The sequence below is a fragment of the Streptomyces sp. NPDC085927 genome (assembly GCF_044540975.1).
Lineage (GTDB): Bacteria > Actinomycetota > Actinomycetes > Streptomycetales > Streptomycetaceae > Streptomyces > Streptomyces hirsutus.
In genome coordinates this window covers 21,424-36,534 of the sequence record NZ_JBITSN010000003.1, presented here as the reverse complement: position 1 = coordinate 36,534, position 15,111 = coordinate 21,424, and the positions used below count along the sequence as shown (strand labels likewise).

Annotated in this window: 14 protein-coding genes; 8 read left to right on the top strand and 6 right to left on the bottom strand. The window is 72.6% G+C overall.

Features of this window, described 5'->3' with window-relative positions:
- The first annotated feature begins 87 nt into the window (after window positions 1–87).
- The 3 genes from ACIF80_RS09065 to ACIF80_RS09055 are packed head-to-tail and all read left to right on the top strand — an operon-like array spanning window position 88 to window position 881.
- Window positions 88–414 (top strand): hypothetical protein, encoded by a 327-nt coding sequence (locus ACIF80_RS09065; RefSeq protein ID WP_399801364.1) that lies wholly within the window; start codon window positions 88–90, stop codon window positions 412–414.
- On the top strand, window positions 411–650 hold the full coding sequence (locus ACIF80_RS09060) for a hypothetical protein (RefSeq protein WP_399801363.1): 240 nt from the start codon (window positions 411–413) through the stop codon (window positions 648–650). The genes ACIF80_RS09065 and ACIF80_RS09060 overlap by 4 nt, the downstream gene beginning before the upstream one ends.
- Window positions 651–680: 30 nt before the next feature.
- Complete coding sequence (locus tag ACIF80_RS09055) at window positions 681–881, top strand: DUF1737 domain-containing protein (RefSeq protein ID WP_399801360.1); 201 nt, start codon at window positions 681–683, stop codon at window positions 879–881.
- A 224-nt stretch (window positions 882–1,105) separates the two neighbouring features.
- On the opposite strand, the gene ACIF80_RS09050 is transcribed toward ACIF80_RS09055, so the two are convergent.
- Window positions 1,106–2,968: a bifunctional metallophosphatase/5'-nucleotidase gene (locus tag ACIF80_RS09050; RefSeq protein WP_399801357.1), complete on the bottom strand. Its 1,863-nt coding sequence runs from the start codon at window positions 2,966–2,968 to the stop codon at window positions 1,106–1,108.
- Window positions 2,969–3,252: 284 nt separating this feature from the next.
- On the opposite strand from ACIF80_RS09050, the gene mshD reads away from it, so the two are divergent.
- A complete protein-coding gene (gene mshD, locus ACIF80_RS09045) occupies window positions 3,253–4,203 on the top strand; it encodes a mycothiol synthase (protein ID WP_399801355.1) in 951 nt (316 codons plus the stop codon).
- Between the two features lie 93 nt (window positions 4,204–4,296).
- Here mshD and ACIF80_RS09040 read toward each other — a convergent pair whose 3' ends face one another.
- The 5 genes from ACIF80_RS09040 to ACIF80_RS09020 form a co-directional block, all read right to left on the bottom strand.
- Entirely contained in the window at window positions 4,297–4,959 is a 663-nt protein-coding gene (locus ACIF80_RS09040) for an ABC transporter (protein ID WP_399801352.1), read from the bottom strand.
- 8 nt (window positions 4,960–4,967) lie between these two features.
- On the bottom strand, window positions 4,968–6,560 hold the full coding sequence (locus tag ACIF80_RS09035; RefSeq protein WP_399801348.1) for an ABC transporter permease: 1,593 nt from the start codon (window positions 6,558–6,560) through the stop codon (window positions 4,968–4,970).
- On the bottom strand, window positions 6,557–7,462 hold the full coding sequence (locus ACIF80_RS09030) for an ABC transporter ATP-binding protein (RefSeq protein ID WP_399801345.1): 906 nt from the start codon (window positions 7,460–7,462) through the stop codon (window positions 6,557–6,559). The genes ACIF80_RS09035 and ACIF80_RS09030 overlap by 4 nt, the downstream gene beginning before the upstream one ends.
- 120 nt (window positions 7,463–7,582) lie before the next feature.
- On the bottom strand, window positions 7,583–8,500 hold the full coding sequence (locus ACIF80_RS09025) for a zf-HC2 domain-containing protein (RefSeq protein ID WP_399801342.1): 918 nt from the start codon (window positions 8,498–8,500) through the stop codon (window positions 7,583–7,585).
- Window positions 8,497–9,093 (bottom strand): RNA polymerase sigma factor, encoded by a 597-nt coding sequence (locus ACIF80_RS09020; RefSeq protein WP_399801339.1) that lies wholly within the window; start codon window positions 9,091–9,093, stop codon window positions 8,497–8,499. Before ACIF80_RS09020 ends, ACIF80_RS09025 begins: the two co-directional genes overlap by 4 nt.
- A 340-nt stretch (window positions 9,094–9,433) precedes the next feature.
- On the opposite strand from ACIF80_RS09020, the gene ACIF80_RS09015 reads away from it, so the two are divergent.
- The 4 genes from ACIF80_RS09015 (at window position 9,434) to pstS (ending at window position 15,095) form a co-directional block, all read left to right on the top strand.
- Window positions 9,434–11,827 carry an RNA degradosome polyphosphate kinase gene (locus tag ACIF80_RS09015; RefSeq protein WP_399801337.1) on the top strand — a complete coding sequence of 798 codons (2,394 nt, stop codon included), beginning with the start codon at window positions 9,434–9,436 and terminating at the stop codon, window positions 11,825–11,827.
- The gene (locus ACIF80_RS09010) at window positions 11,808–13,118 is read left to right on the top strand and encodes a CHAD domain-containing protein (RefSeq protein WP_399801334.1); all 1,311 of its coding nucleotides are present in this window, start codon (window positions 11,808–11,810) and stop codon (window positions 13,116–13,118) included. Before ACIF80_RS09015 ends, ACIF80_RS09010 begins: the two co-directional genes overlap by 20 nt.
- Window positions 13,119–13,128: 10 nt before the next feature.
- The gene (locus ACIF80_RS09005) at window positions 13,129–13,590 is read left to right on the top strand and encodes an NUDIX hydrolase (protein ID WP_399801332.1); all 462 of its coding nucleotides are present in this window, start codon (window positions 13,129–13,131) and stop codon (window positions 13,588–13,590) included.
- A 371-nt stretch (window positions 13,591–13,961) separates the two neighbouring features.
- Window positions 13,962–15,095 carry a phosphate ABC transporter substrate-binding protein PstS gene (gene pstS, locus ACIF80_RS09000; RefSeq protein WP_399801330.1) on the top strand — a complete coding sequence of 378 codons (1,134 nt, stop codon included), beginning with the start codon at window positions 13,962–13,964 and terminating at the stop codon, window positions 15,093–15,095.
- Window positions 15,096–15,111: the final 16 nt, after the last annotated feature.

Here is a 15,111-nt window from a genome sequence, read left to right as displayed (position 1 = left end):
TCCGACCGGCTCCGTCCGGCACCCCGCGCGCTCTACCGTGGACCTCCGGCCCCCATGTCGCACAAGGCCGCAGAGGAGGAGCCGACCATGGCCCACGAAGTGGATCCGAACTCCTGCGAAAGAACACCGGAGGCGATCCGATCGGCCCTGCAACGGCGCCCGGACTGGCTGCGGGCCTTCGAGCAGGAGTGGCTGAGCGCTGCCGCCGACTTCGACCGGCCGGCGCTCGACGCCGCGACCGACAAGTGGTTCCCCTTCGCCTGCGCCTGCGCCACACCCGGGTATCTCGACGCCGTGGAGCACACCGTCAAACGCATGACGGAGGACGACACCGAAGGCCTCGTGTTCCGCGACGCGGAGGGCCACGCCTATGACGCGGACGGCCGGTCCGTCGACGCGGGCGGGCGTCGGTGAGCGCCTACCTCATCCGCTACGTGGACCGTGCGGCGGAGCGAAAGACCGCTTTACCGGACTCCCAGCGAACGTCGCTCGAGATCCTCGAGAAACTGCTCACTCTCAACCCGTTCGGTCCGCCGGCGCTCAGCAACCGCGACAACAGCTGGTCGGCGGCCTTCCGGGGCGGCTTCGTCACGTACGTCGTGTCCAACCGCCACGTCGTCGTCAACGTCATCGACCTCGTGGCCCTCTGACACCGAGGGCGCGTATGACACGCTTGGATCATGAAAACACCACCGGATGGGCTGCCTGCGTACCGCGTACTGACCGGTCCTGATGATGTGGCGTTCTGTCATCGTGTGAGCGAGGCCCTGGCGATGGGCTACCACCTCCACGAAGGGCCGTCGGTCACGTTCGACGGCGACCGGGTGATCGTCGCGCAGGCGGTCGTGTGGTCCGGGGCGGGGGACGCCGCCTCGGCGTGACGGGTCCGCGCCGGGCGTGCGCGCGGGATCGGCACGCGGCCGCCCGTCCCCGCTCGCTTCCCGTCGGTGCCGACGGGAGATGCGGTGTCATCGTCCGCGGGGGCTTCGGCCGGGGTGGGCGTCGTCCCACCCGGTCATGCCGACATCCCAAAAGGGGCCCGGTACCCGTAGGCCTCGCACGGCCTGCCGGGTGTGCCGGGCCCCTCCCCGAGGACGTCCGTCGGCTACTGCACGATCGTGATGCGGTCCGCCGCCGGCGGGGCGAGCGGTTCCGAGGCCGAGGAGTTGGCCGTCAGGTACTGCTCCAGGGCCGTCAGGTCGTCCTCGCCGACCAGGTCGCCCGTGCCCTCGCCGAGGGTGGTGAAGCCGTCGCCGCCGCCCGCGAGGAAGCTGTTCGTGGCCACGCGGTAGGTGGCGGTCTCGTCGATCGGCTCGCCGTTCAGCCTGATGGAGTCCGTGACCACCCGGTCCGCGCCCGTCTTCGTCAGGTCCAGGGTGTAGGTCAGGCCGGAGGAGATCTGGAGGATCTTCATCGAGGCCTCGTTCGGACCGCTCACCTGCTCCTTGAGGACCTGGATCAGCTGGGCGCCGGTGAAGTCCTGGAGGTTGACCGTGTTGGCGAAGGGCTGGACGGTGAAGCCCTCGGCGTAGGTGACCACGCCGTCGCCCTCGGCGGCGCTCGCCGCGTGGGTGAGGGACGCGCGGATGCCGCCCGGGTTCATCAGGGCCAGGTCGGTCTCCGGGTCCAGCGTCCTGCCGTACTCCAGCTGGGCGTCGGCGATCAGGTCGCCGAGCGGGGACTCGGTGCCGTCCTTGGCGATGTCACCGGAGATGTGACCGATGGCGCGGTTGCCGATGGGGGCGGCGAGGGTGTTCCACTTGCCGATCAGCCGGGTCATGTCCGGCGCCCTGGGGACGTCCCGCGTCACCACGTGGTTCGCCGACTTCACGGCCGTACGGGCGATGTCCCCCGTGCGGCGGTCGTACGTCAGTGTGGTGTCCGTGTAGAGGCGGCCGAAGGAGGCGGCCGAGGTGACCATGCGGGGGTTGCCCGCCGGGTCCGGGATCGTGCAGACGTACGCCGCGTGGGTGTGGCCGGTGACCAGCGCGTCCACCTGGGGCGACACGTTCTTGGCGATGTCCGCGATCGGGCCGGAGACGCCGTCGCCCGCGCCCGGGGAGTCGCAGTCGTAGTTGTAGGAGGACGAGGCCGGGAAGCCGCCCTCGTGGACCAGGGCGACGACCGACTTCACGCCCTGGCGCTGGAGCTCCCTGGCGTACTTGTTGATCGTCTCGACCTCGTCCTTGAAGGACAGGCCCTTGACGCCCTCGGCCGAGACGATGTCCGGGGTGCCCTCCAGCGTCACGCCGATGAAGCCGACCTCGACGCCGTTCCGCTTCCACACCCAGTACGGCTTCAGGACGGGCTTCCCGGTCTTCTCGTCCAGGACGTTGGCCGCCAGGTACGGGAAGTCGGCGCCCTTGAACTTCTTGTCCGTGTAGCAGCCGTCGGCGGGGTGGCAGCCGCCGTTCTGCAGCCGGGCCAGCTCCTGCGCGCCCTCGTCGAACTCGTGGTTGCCGACGGACGTGACGTCCAGGTCGAGCTTGTTCAGCGCCTCGATGGTGGGCTCGTCGTGGAACAGGCCCGAGATCAGCGGGGACGCGCCGACCATGTCGCCGCCGGCCGCGGTGACGGAGTAGCGGTTGCCCTTGCGGGCCTCGCGCAGGTGCGTGGCGAGGTACTCCACACCACCGGCGTCGATGTTCTCCGTCGTCCCGTCCTCGTGGAGATGGGTGACCCGGCCCGAGGATCCCGTCGGGGGTTCGAGGTTGCCGTGCAGGTCGTTGAAGGACAGCAACTGCACGTCCTGGTAGCGGCCCTTGCCGCCCTTGCCGCCGTCGTGGCCCTTGTGGTGGCCGTGCGACGTGCCGCCCTTGCCCTCACCGGCGCTCGCCGCACCGGCGGGCAGGGCGGCCGCGGTCAGCGCGCCGACGGTGAGCACACCGGCCGCGGTCGCGAGAAGACGGTTCGTACGGCGTCTGCGGCGCTGTACCGACGAGGCCGGCGATGCGGGTGTGGCTGGCATGTGCCCCCCAGTGGGTCTGCGTGGGTCCGGTGAGTGTGCGTGCTTCGAGATGCTTCGAGCTGCGTCGGGGTCGGCCGGGACCAGTCCACGGGGGTCCGAGGGGGATCCGGGTGAGGCGCGCCGACCGCCCGGAAGCCTAAGGTCAACGCGCGTAGCGCGACAGGGGTTTCGTGGTTACATCCTGGTTATCTTTCCCGCCGCCGATGGCTGCCGGGCCCGATCGGCCGTCACGGCGTTCTCCGTGTCCCGTCCGTTTTCGGCGGGCTCGGCTTACCCTCGTACGCATGACCAGCGACGACATCGCACGCTCCGGCCGCACCCGCTCGCTCCAGACGTACGCCGCGCTCTCCCCGGAGCAGGTCGAGGCGGTGCTCGCCCTGCTCGACGAGGCCGCCGGGACCGACGGACAGCAGGCGGTGTCCGAGCAGGGGCGGTTGCAGTTGCGCGGCGGGGAGCGGGCGGGTGTCTCGCACCTGCTGCTCTCCCTCACGGGCGAAGGGGACAGCACCGACGCCGGTGAACTCGTCGGCTACGCCCAGTTGGAGGACACCGACCCGATCGAGCCCCCGACCGCCGAACTGGTCGTGCACCCTTCGCACCGGGGACAGGGGCACGGGCGGGCGCTCGGGTCCGCGCTGCTCGCCGCCTCCGGCAAGCGGATGCGGGTGTGGGCGCACGGCGGCCACTCCGCCGCCCGGCACCTCGCCCAGGTCCTCGGCCTCACCCTCTTCCGCGAACTGCGGCAGATGCGGCGGCCGTTGGCAGACCTGGCCCTGCCCGACCCGGTGCTCCCCGACGGCGTGACCGTACGCTCCTTCGTCCCCGGCCGGGACGACGCCGCCTGGCTCGCGCTGAACGCCGCCGCGTTCGCCCACCACCCCGAGCAGGGCTCCCTCACCCAGCGCGACCTCGACGACCGCAAGGCCGAGCCCTGGTTCGACCCGAAGGGCTTCTTCCTCGCCGAACGGGACGGCCGCCTCGTCGGCTTCCACTGGACCAAGGTGCACCGGGCGGAGAACCTCGGCGAGGTGTACGTCCTCGGGGTGAGCCCGCAGGCCCAGGGCGGCGGGCTCGGCAAGTCCCTCACGACGATCGGGCTGCGGCATCTGGCGGGGCAGGGACTGCCGACCGCCATGCTGTACGTCGACGCCGACAACAAGGCGGCGGTGGCCGTCTACGAGCGGCTGGGCTTCCTCACCCACGAGACGGACCTGATGTACCGCTCCGAGACCTGAGACCTGAGACCTGAAGCCCGGTCGGCCCGCGCGCCCGGGCCCGGGCCCGGAGCCACGTCCTCCGCCCCGGGCCCGGTCCCGCCCCCGCGGATCTCAGGAGCGGAACCCGAGACCTCCGCCGATCCGCCTCCGTACCGGTTCCGCCCCGCACACCGCCCACACCGCCAGGGCCGCGCACAGCAGGACCGCCCACCGGTCGTGGGCCGCCGCCCACCTCTCGTCGTCCGGTGCCACGAACAGTGCCCAGCGCTCCGGCCACAGCAGGGACGCCAGCACCGCCGTCGCGAACAGGGCGCCCGCGACGGCCTGGCCCGGCCGCGTGCCGTCCGACCGGCGGACGGCGAACGCCGCTCCGGCCAGGGCGAGGGCGAGGGTCGCCGCCGCTTCGAGGGTGACGCCGCCGGCCGGGGGCCGTACGTCCGCCGGGACCAGCAGCAGTGCGGCCGTCCACCACAGGGCCGCGACCGGCACGACGAGGGCGAGGCGCAGGGTGTGCCGCACGGCACGCCGGGTCGGTACGACGGCGGTGGTGTGCCGGGCCGAGTCGTCCAGCAGGAAGGCCGCGCCGAGCGCGAAGACGACGGCGGACAGCCGCAGCGCGTTCAGCGCCGGCCGGCCGGTCGTGTCCTCCCCCATCAGCCGGGGCCCGGCGGCGAACAGCAGCCCGAGGCCGCCCGCCACTCCGAGCGCCCGCCACGGCAGCGTCCGTACGACCGGCCGCAGCAGCGCGCGCGACACCCCCGGAGCCCTGTTCACGTCCCCGCTCACTCCAGGCACTCGTCCGCCTCCTCCGGCGCGTCCAGACCCAGCAGTCGCGCGGTCCGGTCCGTCGTCACCTTCGGGGCCGTCAGCTCGGCCCAGTTCGCCGTGACCTTCGCGCCGATCTCCTCCCGCGGCCGGTCCAGCAGTTCGCGGACGAGTTCGGTGTGCGCCGCGGTCATGGACAGCGGCTCCGTCTCCGAGATGACGACCGCCGAGCCGGACGTGCTGTCGTCGAGGCGGATGTTGCTCAGGTCGGACATCGGGTCGGATCCGCCGGCCAGCGCCAGCCACATCACGGTGACGAGCCGGCCGTCGCACAGGGGACCCGCCTCCGCCTCCTTCCCGGTGACCAGCACACCGGCCACGGCGACGGCGAACTCGGGAACGCGGTTGCCGCCCCACGTCGTACCGACGCTCACCTGGTTCGGGTCGGTGAGCGGGGCCATCGCCGCGTCGCCGGTCGGTCCGTACCGGGCCTCGACCCGCTGCCGTACGACCAGCGGCCGGTCCTGCACGGCGTCGCCCGCGAGGGAGCGCACCCGGTCCACGACCTCGGCCCAGTCGTCGGTGCGCGGGGTCCACTCCGGGAAGGCGCAGTACGTCGTGCCGTCCCGTTCGACGCACTTCTGCAGGTCCTGCGGGGCGGTCGAGTACCGCGTACGGGCCTTCTCCGTCTGTGCCGGCACGTCGCCGGCCTGCATCACCGCGCCCAGCAGCGTCAGCGCGACCGCCCCGGCGAGCCCGGCAGGAACACCCCGGTTGCCGACGAACCGGCCCCGGAGGACCCGCCCCACGCCGGAACCGGAACCGGAGCGGGCACCGGCGCCCTCGCCGGAGACCAGCACCGCCGCCAGCGCCACGCTCAGCGCGAGCCCGGCGAGGTACAGGGCGTGCCAGGCGGCCGGACGGCCCAGCAGTTCGGACGGCAGGGTCCTGGTGCTGTACTCGTCGACCACCGGCATCAGCCACCGGGTCGCGCCGCCGTCCTGGGGCGCCGCGGCGAACAGGGAGAAGAAGAGCAGCACGACGAGCAGCAGCGGCGCCACGAAGGCGGAGTCGGACAGCCGGGCGAACAGCACCCCGAGGGCCCCGAGCAGCAGCACGGACAGCGGCCCGACGAGGAGTTCGCCGGGCGAACCGTTCCCGACCGCACCGGGCTTGAGCGCCTCCCAGCCGAACTGCCCTGTCACGCACACCGCGACGAGCAGCACCGCCGGTACGAGGGACAGCAGATGTGCGACGGTACGGCGCCACGGCGGCAGCACCAGCACGGCGAAGTGCCGCTCGGTGTCGTACCGACGCGAACGCAGCATGGCCTGGTTGGCGGAGAGCAGCACCGCGAGTCCCACGAGCAGGGGGGCGGCCTGGGTAGCGCGGTCGGCGTCCTGAAGGGCGGGGAAGCCCTCGTAGGAGGTGCGCGTACGCCACACGGTCCAGCCGATGTACACGGCGAAGGCGAGGAGGACCGGCAGGCGCGTCAGCAGTCTGCGGGTCTCGAAGCCGGCGAGGGCGAGCACGGCCGCCCAGGACGCGCGCGGTCCGGCCGGCGCGGTCTCCGCGGGCGGGGCCACGGTCGCGGTGGTCGTCGTGGTCATGCCGCCACCTCCGCGCCGACACTGCCGACGCCACCGGTGCCGTCGATGCCGTCGATGCCGTCGATGCCGTCGAGGGTGAGCAGGTAGCCGTCCTCCAGGGTGGGTTCGAGGAGGTCGGCGCCGTCGGGCGGATCGCCCACGTTGCGGTAGGTGCCGAGGCCGGTGCGCCATCCCGCCTTCGCGCCGGGGTCGCGTTCGGCACTGCTCCACACCCGTCCGCCGGCCCGGGCGGTCAGTTCGGCGGGAGTGCCGTCGAAGTGGACGGTACCGGCGGCCATGACCACCACCCGGTTGCAGAGCATCGCCACGTCCTCGGTCTGGTGGGTGGACAGGAGCACGGTCCGCCCCTCACCGGCGTGGGCGATCAGCTCGCGGAACCGCATGCGCTGTTCGGGGTCCAGGCCGACGGTCGGCTCGTCGAGGACGAGGAAGGCGGGGTCGCCGACCAGGGCAGCGGCGAGGGCGGTCCGCTGGCGCATCCCGCCGGACAGCTTCCGCAGCCGCTTTCCGCGTACGTCGGTGAGCCCGACCTCGTCCAGTACGCGCCGCACCTCACGGTGCCGGGCGGTGCGGTCGGTGAGCTCCTTGAGGATCGCCACGTAGTCGACGAACTCGAAGGCGGTGAAGCCGGGGTGGAAACCGGGCACCTGCGGCAGATAGCCGAGCCGGCGCCGGACCTCCTGACGGCCGCGCGAGGTGCCGGGGTCGTGGCCGAGCACCGTGAACACGCCCCGGTCGGCCGGTACGGCGGTGGCGAGCACCCTCAACAGGGTGGTCTTGCCCGCGCCGTTGGGCCCGAGCAGGCCGGTGACACCGGTGGACAGCCGCAGCGACACGTCGTCGAGGGCCCGGGTGCCACCGAAGTGGAGACTCAGCCCGGAGGCGGAAACGGTCGGGATCATGCAGAACTCCCGTACGGGTCGTGGAAGAAGCAGAAGGGAAGGAAGGGAAGGAAGGGAAGGAAGGGGAAAGAGAGAGAACAGGGCGACGCAGCCGGTGAAGCGGGACGGCGGAAGCGGTCCTCAGGCCGTGCTGCCGCCGCCACCGCCTGCGCTCCTCACCCGGTTGAGGTCGAAACGGTCGCGGAACAGGAAGAGCAGCCCGGCCGCGAGTACGGCGACCAGCGCCGACACTCCCTGCCCGGCCGCGGTGAACGGGGCGAGCGGGTCGGTCACGGCCTCCCGGCCCGCCCGCGCGACGAGCAGCAGCGCGACCCAGCCGCCGCCGACGAGGGACGCCGCCGGCACCGGGCCCAGGCGGGCCGCCAGGGCGAGGCCGGTGGCACTGAGCGCGAGGGCGGGCAGCAGCCACGCCAGCGCTGCCGCGCCGTACCAGGGCAGGGCCAGCGTGGCCAGGCCGTTGAGGCCGAGCACCGCGCCGAGCACCGCCACCGTACGGATCATCAGCAGCCGGAACCCGTGCATCGGGGCGACGACCGCCATCTCGTACGTCGGGTCCAGCCCGGGCCCGTACGACAGCGCGACCCCGAGGAGCGGCAGCATCGGCGCGAGGGCGAGGAAGAGGGTGGGCGAACCGGTGGCCGCGCCGGAATGGGCCGCGGCCACGGTCAGCAGCAGCACGGCGGCGACCGCGCCCAGCCAGGAGCGGCGCAGTACCGGCGTGGCCGCGAGGAGACGCACGGTGTGATCGGCGACGCCGAGGCGCAGCAGCAGGGACTCCAGGAAGCCCGGCCGGGGCGCGTCCAGCTCGGCGTCGAGCCGTTCCCAGCCCGCGTCGAGCACGACGGGGTCCGTGGCCTCGGCGAGGACGCCCCGGCAGTGCGCGCAGGCGGTGAGGTGGGTGTCGGCGGACCACAGCATCGGCGCCGCCAGTTCACCCCGCGCGTACGCCCGCAGGTCCTCCGCCGGCACATGCCAGCGCGAGCCGCCCCCTGTCCCCCCGGAACCACCGTTCGCGCCGTCCGTCGAGTCGTACGTCATGCCAGCGCCTCCCGCAGTTGCTTGCGGGCCCGCATCGCCCGCGTCTTGACCGTCCCCGGCGGTATGCCGAGCAGCACGGCCGCCTCACGGGTGGTCAACCCGTCGACGACGGTGGCCTGGAGCACCGCGCGCAGTTCCGGCGACAGCCGGACCAGAGCACCGGCCAGGTCCCCGTGCTCCACCCCCGCGAGCACGCGTTCCTCCGCCGAGACCTCGTTCCGGTGCCGCAGCCGGGCCAGCGTCTGCCGCAGCCGGCCGCGTGCCCCGGCACCGCGCAGCGCGTCGATCAGCCGGCGCGAGGCGATCCGCCACAGCCACCCGGCGGCGTCCCCACGCGCCCCACGCGCCCCCTCCGACGTGCCGGCGGCGCCCGCCGCAGCCGCCGCGTCCTCCCGGTACCGGGCCGTCCCCCGCCACACCGCGAGGAACGTCTCCTGCACGACGTCGTCGACGATCCCCGCGTCGGCGCACCGGCTGCGCATCCGGGCGGTCAGCCACGGGGCGTAGCGCCGGTACAGCTCCTCGAAGGCACGCCGGTCGGCGTCCTCGGCAACGGCACGCAGCAGCTCACCATCGCTTCTCGTTTCGCTCACGTCCCCTCATCGGACGAGCCCCGCGGATCGGTTCACACCGCCGCAGCCGTCTTTCGCGACCCGCCCGAGCCCTCGCCCCGCCCGAACCCCCGCCGCCCCCTCCCCCGCTCCGATCCCTCCTCCCACCTCCCCCCACTCAGCGCATGCGGGCGACCCAGCACATACGGTCGGTCCAGGGACACCCGGCCGGAGCTGCACCCCACCGGCGGGCGGGCGCCCGCTGCGCGCGCCGGGGCCCGGTCTCCGCGCGCCCGCCCCGGCCCCGGCGGTCCGCGCCCCGATAGCCCGCACGTCATGTCTCCGTAACCGGGGATTCAGACAGTCTTGCGACGCTCGGCGAATGCATCCCGTCGCGCCAGAGCCGCCCCCGTCCCCCAGGGGGAACGGGGCCGTCCCAGGGGCACGATCCCTCCCGTCCTCGCTGTCCGGCGCGCCCATAAGGCCTGTGGCGCGGAACAATGGATCCATGAGCCAGTCGAACGCCAAAATTGGCGCCAGCGTCAAGGGTCAGGTACAAGCCGAGGGTCAGGTACAACACGCGCAGCCCTCCGTGGGCTCGATCGCCGCCCACCGGCCGCACACCGTGGCCGGGACGGTCTCCGATCTGGAACCGGACATCGACTCGGACCTGGACGTCTACGAGGAGTCGGACACGGGCGGCGAACCGCTCCCCCAGGGCAGGTTCCTCGACCGGGAGCGCAGCTGGCTCGCCTTCAACGAGCGCGTTCTGGAGCTCGCCGAGGACCCGAGCACCCCCCTCCTCGAGCGGGCCAACTTCCTCGCGATCTTCGCCAGCAACCTGGACGAGTTCTTCATGGTCCGGGTGGCCGGTCTCAAGCGCCGTATCGCCACCGGTGTCGCCACCCGCTCCGCGTCCGGCCTCCAGCCGCGCGAGGTGCTGGAGATGATCTGGTCCCGTTCGCGTGAGCTGATGGCACGGCACGCCGCCTGCTTCCACGAGGACGTCCTCCCCGGGCTGGCGGAGGCGGGCATCCACCTGGTCCGCTGGAGCGAGCTGGCGGAGAAGGAGCAGGCCCGCCTGTTCACCCTCTTCCGGCACCAGATCTTCCCCGTGCTGACCCCCCTGGCGGTCGACCCGGCGCACCCCTTCCCGTACATATCGGGCCTGTCACTGAACCTGGCCGTGATCGTGCGCAACCCGGTCACCGGTCACCGGCACTTCGCCCGGGTCAAGGTGCCGCCGCTGCTGTCCCGCTTCCTGGAGAGCTCCCCGGGCCGTTACGTCCCCGTCGAGGACGTCATCGCCGCCCACCTGGAGGAGCTGTTCCCGGGCATGGAGGTGCTCCAGCACCACGCCTTCCGGCTCACCCGCAACGAGGACCTGGAGGTCGAGGAGGACGACACCGAGAACCTCCTCATCGCCCTGGAGAAGGAGCTCATGCGGCGCCGTTTCGGGCCGCCGGTGCGGCTCGAGGTCGAGGAGTCCATCGACCGCGACGTCCTGGACCTCCTGGTGCGCGAACTGAAGATCAGCGAGGCCGAGGTGTACCCGCTGCCGGGACCGCTCGACCTCACCGGTCTCTTCCGCATCCACGGGCTCGACCGGCCGGAGCTGAAGTACCGGGCGTTCATCGCCGGCACGCACCGCGATCTCGCCGAGGTCGAGTCGGCGTCCGCGCCGGACGTCTTCGCCGCGCTCCGCAGCCGGGACGTGCTGCTGCACCACCCGTACGACTCGTTCTCCACGTCCGTGCAGGCCTTCCTGGAGCAGGCGGCGGCCGACCCGGACGTCCTGGCGATCAAGCAGACCCTGTACCGGACCTCCGGCGACTCCCCGATCGTCGACGCGCTCATCGACGCGGCCGAGTCCGGCAAGCAGGTCCTCGTCCTGGTCGAGCTCAAGGCCCGCTTCGACGAGTCCGCCAACATCAAGTGGGCGCGCAAGCTGGAGGAGGCCGGCTGCCACGTCGTCTACGGTCTGGTCGGTCTGAAGACCCACTGCAAACTGTCCCTGGTGGTCCGCCAGGAGGGCGAGACGCTCCGGCGGTACAGCCACGTCGGCACCGGCAACTACCACCCGAAGACGGCCCGGCTCTACGAGGACCTCGGCCTGCTCACCGCCGACCCGCAGGTCGGCGCGGACCTCTCGGACCTGTTCAACCGCCTCTCCGGCTACTCCCGCCGCGAGACGTACCGGCGGCTGCTGGTCGCCCCCAAGTCCCTGCGCGACGGGCTGATCTCCCGGATCGACAAGGAGGCCCAGCACCACCGCGCCGGACGCCCCGCGTACGTCCGCATCAAGGTCAACTCGATGGTGGACGAGGCGATCATCGACGCCCTGTACCGGGCCTCGCAGGCGGGGGTGCCGGTGGACGTGTGGGTGCGCGGCATCTGCGCGATCCGGCCGGGCGTCGAAGGGCTGTCGGAGAACATCCGGGTCCGTTCCGTCCTCGGCCGCTTCCTCGAACACTCCCGCATCTTCTCCTTCGGCAACGGCGGCGAGCCCGAGGTGTGGTTCGGCAGCGCGGACATGATGCACCGCAACCTGGACCGCCGTATCGAGGCGCTGGTCAGGGTCACCGACCCCGCCCACCGGGCGTCCTTGAACCGGCTGCTGGAGTCCGGCATGTCCGACACCACCACGTCCTGGCACCTCGGCCCGGACGGCGAGTGGACACGGCACGCGACGGACGCGGACGGCCGGCCCCTGCGACACATTCAGGAGATGCTCATAGACGCCCGGAGGCGCCGGCGTGGCACAGCAACACCTTGACCCGACGGACCCCAGGGCCGGACTGACAACCGGACTCACCACCGGCCCGACGGCCGGTCCGACAGTCGGCCCGACGGCCGGTCCGGTGTCCGCGGAGGCCCTGGCGGGCTATCTGCGGGCCCAGGCCACCGAGTTCCTGCGCGCGCTGCGTCTCCACCGGGAGGCGGGGGTGGGCGCGGCGGCCTCGGAGGGTTCCGCCGAAGCGGCGCTCGCGCTGCGCCGTTCGGCCCGCCGGATCAGCGGCAGCCTGCACACCTTCCAGGCGGTCCTGGACCCCGGCTGGTCCGAGGCGATGCGCCCGGAGCTGGCCTGGGTCTCCGGCACCCTGGCACTGGAACACGCCTGCTCGGCACGCCTGGAGCGGTTGCTCCAGGCACTGCACCGGCTGTCCGGCACGGCGGCGCTCCCGGCCCAGGGACCGGCCGGGACCGGTTCGACGGACGGACCCTGCGGGCCCGGCGGGCCCGCCCGGTCCTCCGTCCCGGCCACCGTCGCCACCAGGGGCGCCCCCGGCTCCGCCTCCCCCGCCGCCACAGCCGGGACCGGGACCACCACCACCGCCGCCCCCGAGCGCGGCAGCCTCACGGTGGGTGCCGCCAAGGCCGGTGCCCTGCTGGACCGGCAGCTCACCCTGGCCCGGACCCGGGCGCACTCCACGGCGCTCCAGGCCCTCGGCTCCTCCCGGTTCCACGCCGTCGCCGACAAGGTCGCCGTGCTGGCCAGCGAGGTTCCGCTGACGCCGGCCGCCGGCACCGCCGACCTGCGCCCGCTGGCCGAGGCCGCGCGGGAACGGCTCGTCGACGCCGTCGCGGCGCTGCCCCTGCTCACCGCGGGCAGCCCCTACAACGCGGAGGCGCTGGTCCACGGGCTGTCCCCGGACCCGGCTCCGCATCCGCAGGACGCCCCCTGGCACCAGGTCCGCCTGCTGCTGCGCCTGCACCGGTACGCCCGCGAGGTGCTGCACCGAGCCGCCGAGGCCACCCGAACCGGGGAAACCGCGACGGCCGCGGAGCCCACCGCTCCCGCCATCGCCATCGCCACCGCCCGCAGTACCGCCTTCCCCGCCCCGCCCCCCGACCTCCGTCTGCTCGCCGCCGGCGAGACCCTCGACCGGCACCGGGACGCGTCCGAGGCATCGGCGGCCGCGGCGCACGCCGCCCGCACCCCGCGCATCGCCCCGGCCACGGCGTACGCGCTCGGGGTGCTCCACGCGGACCAGCGGCACGAGGTGGAAGCGGCACGGTACGCGTTCCAGCGCAGCTGGCAGAAGGACGTTCTCGGCACGTTGTAGGGAGGCCCCGGTGGACCCGACCCCGTCCGGCCACGGCTACCGCGGCCCGCGCACGGCCTGCCGCCTGACCGTCCAGGCGGCAGGCTGCGTCCTGTGGCGCCGTTCCCCGGTCACGGGCACGCTCGAAGTGTGTCTCGTCCACCGTCCCAAGTACGACGACTGGTCCTGGCCCAAGGGAAAGCTGAAGCGCGGCGAGGACGCTCTCGCGGGTGCGCTGCGCGAGGTCGCCGAGGAGACGGGACACTCCGCCGTGGCGACCGCCGAGCTCCCGTCGGCGCACTATCTGGCGAACGGCCGCCCGAAGCGCGTCCGCTACTGGGCCGCCGAGGCGGTCTCCGGCACGTTCACCCCCAACGACGAGGTGGACCGCGTCCTGTGGCTCCCCCCGCACATGGCCCGCCGCCGGCTCACCGAGCCGAGGGACGCGGACCTGGTGGACGCCCTCCTCGCCACGTTCCGCCCGACGGCATAGCGGCTGCCGGCGGCTGCCTGCGCCTGCCGACGTCTCGCCCGCCCCCTGCCCGCCTCCTGCCCGTCCGCACCGGTCCGCGCTGGTCCGCAGTGGTCCGCACCGGTCCGCACTGTCCCGGTGTCCCGCTCCTGTCCGACATCGGCCCGGTATCAGCCTGTGTCCTCGACGTAAGCGTTCCGTGACCTCACCGCACCGTCCATAGGGGTTCACCTCCCGTTCATGTACGACCACGGGCCGCTTCACCTGTTCTGCCTACTTTCGGCCTTACGGGATGCGAACCGCCTGCCGAACGGGCACTCGCACCACTCGGATCACCTTTGAAGTTCGCACGCCGCCGGAATTCAGGACGGCGGCTCCTGGAAGGAACTCAAGTGAAGCTTCAGCGCAAGAACCGGCGGGCCCTCGCTCTCGGTGCTCTCGCCGTCTCCGGCGCCCTGGCCCTCACGGCGTGCGGCTCGGACGACACCAGCGGTGGCACCGGCGGCAACGGCGGCGACAGCTCCGCCGCCGCTCAGGCCGGCAACATCGACTGCGCCGACGCCAGCGGCCAGCTCCAGGCCTCCGGTTCGTCCGCCCAGAAGAACGCGATCGACGCCTGGGTCAAGAACTACACGGCTGCCTGCAAGGACGTGCAGATCAACTACCGTCCCGACGGTTCCGGCGCCGGCATCACCGCCTTCCTCCAGGGTCAGACCGCGTTCGCCGGCTCCGACTCGGCTCTCAAGCCGGAGGAGATCGAGGACTCCAAGAAGATCTGCACCGACGGCCAGGCCATCGACCTGCCGATGGTCGGCGGCCCGATCGCCGTCGGCTTCAACGTCCCGGGTGTCGACACCCTGGTCCTGGACGCCGCGACCCTCTCGGAGATCTTCGACAGCAAGATCACCAACTGGAACGACGAGAAGATCGCGAAGCTCAACCCCGACGCGAAGCTCCCCGACCTCAAGATCCAGGCCTTCCACCGCTCGGACGAGTCCGGCACCACGGACAACTTCACCAAGTACCTGAAGGCCGCCGCTCCGAAGGCCTGGCCCTACGAGCCCGGCAAGTCGTGGGAGGCCAAGGGCGGCCAGTCCGCGCAGGGCTCCTCCGGTGTCGCGCAGCAGGTGAAGCAGACCTCGGGTGCGATCTCGTACTTCGAGCTCTCCTACGCCAAGGACATCAAGACCGTCGACGTGAAGACCGAGGCCGCCGAGCCGGTCAAGGCCACGATCGAGAACGCCACGGCCGCCATCGGCGCCGCCAAGGTCGTCGGCACCGGCAAGGACCTCGCGCTGGAGCTGGACTACACCCCCGAGGCCGAGGGCGCCTACCCGCTCGTCCTGGTGACGTACGAGATCGCCTGCGACAAGGGCAACAAGGCGGACACCCTGCCCGCCACGAAGTCCTTCCTGAACTACATGGCCTCCGAGGACGGTCAGGGCCTGCTGGCCGACGCCGGCTACGCCCCGATGCCCGAGGAGATCATCACCAAGGTTCGCGAGACCGTCTCGAGCCTGAGCTGACCCGAGTGCGGTCCGG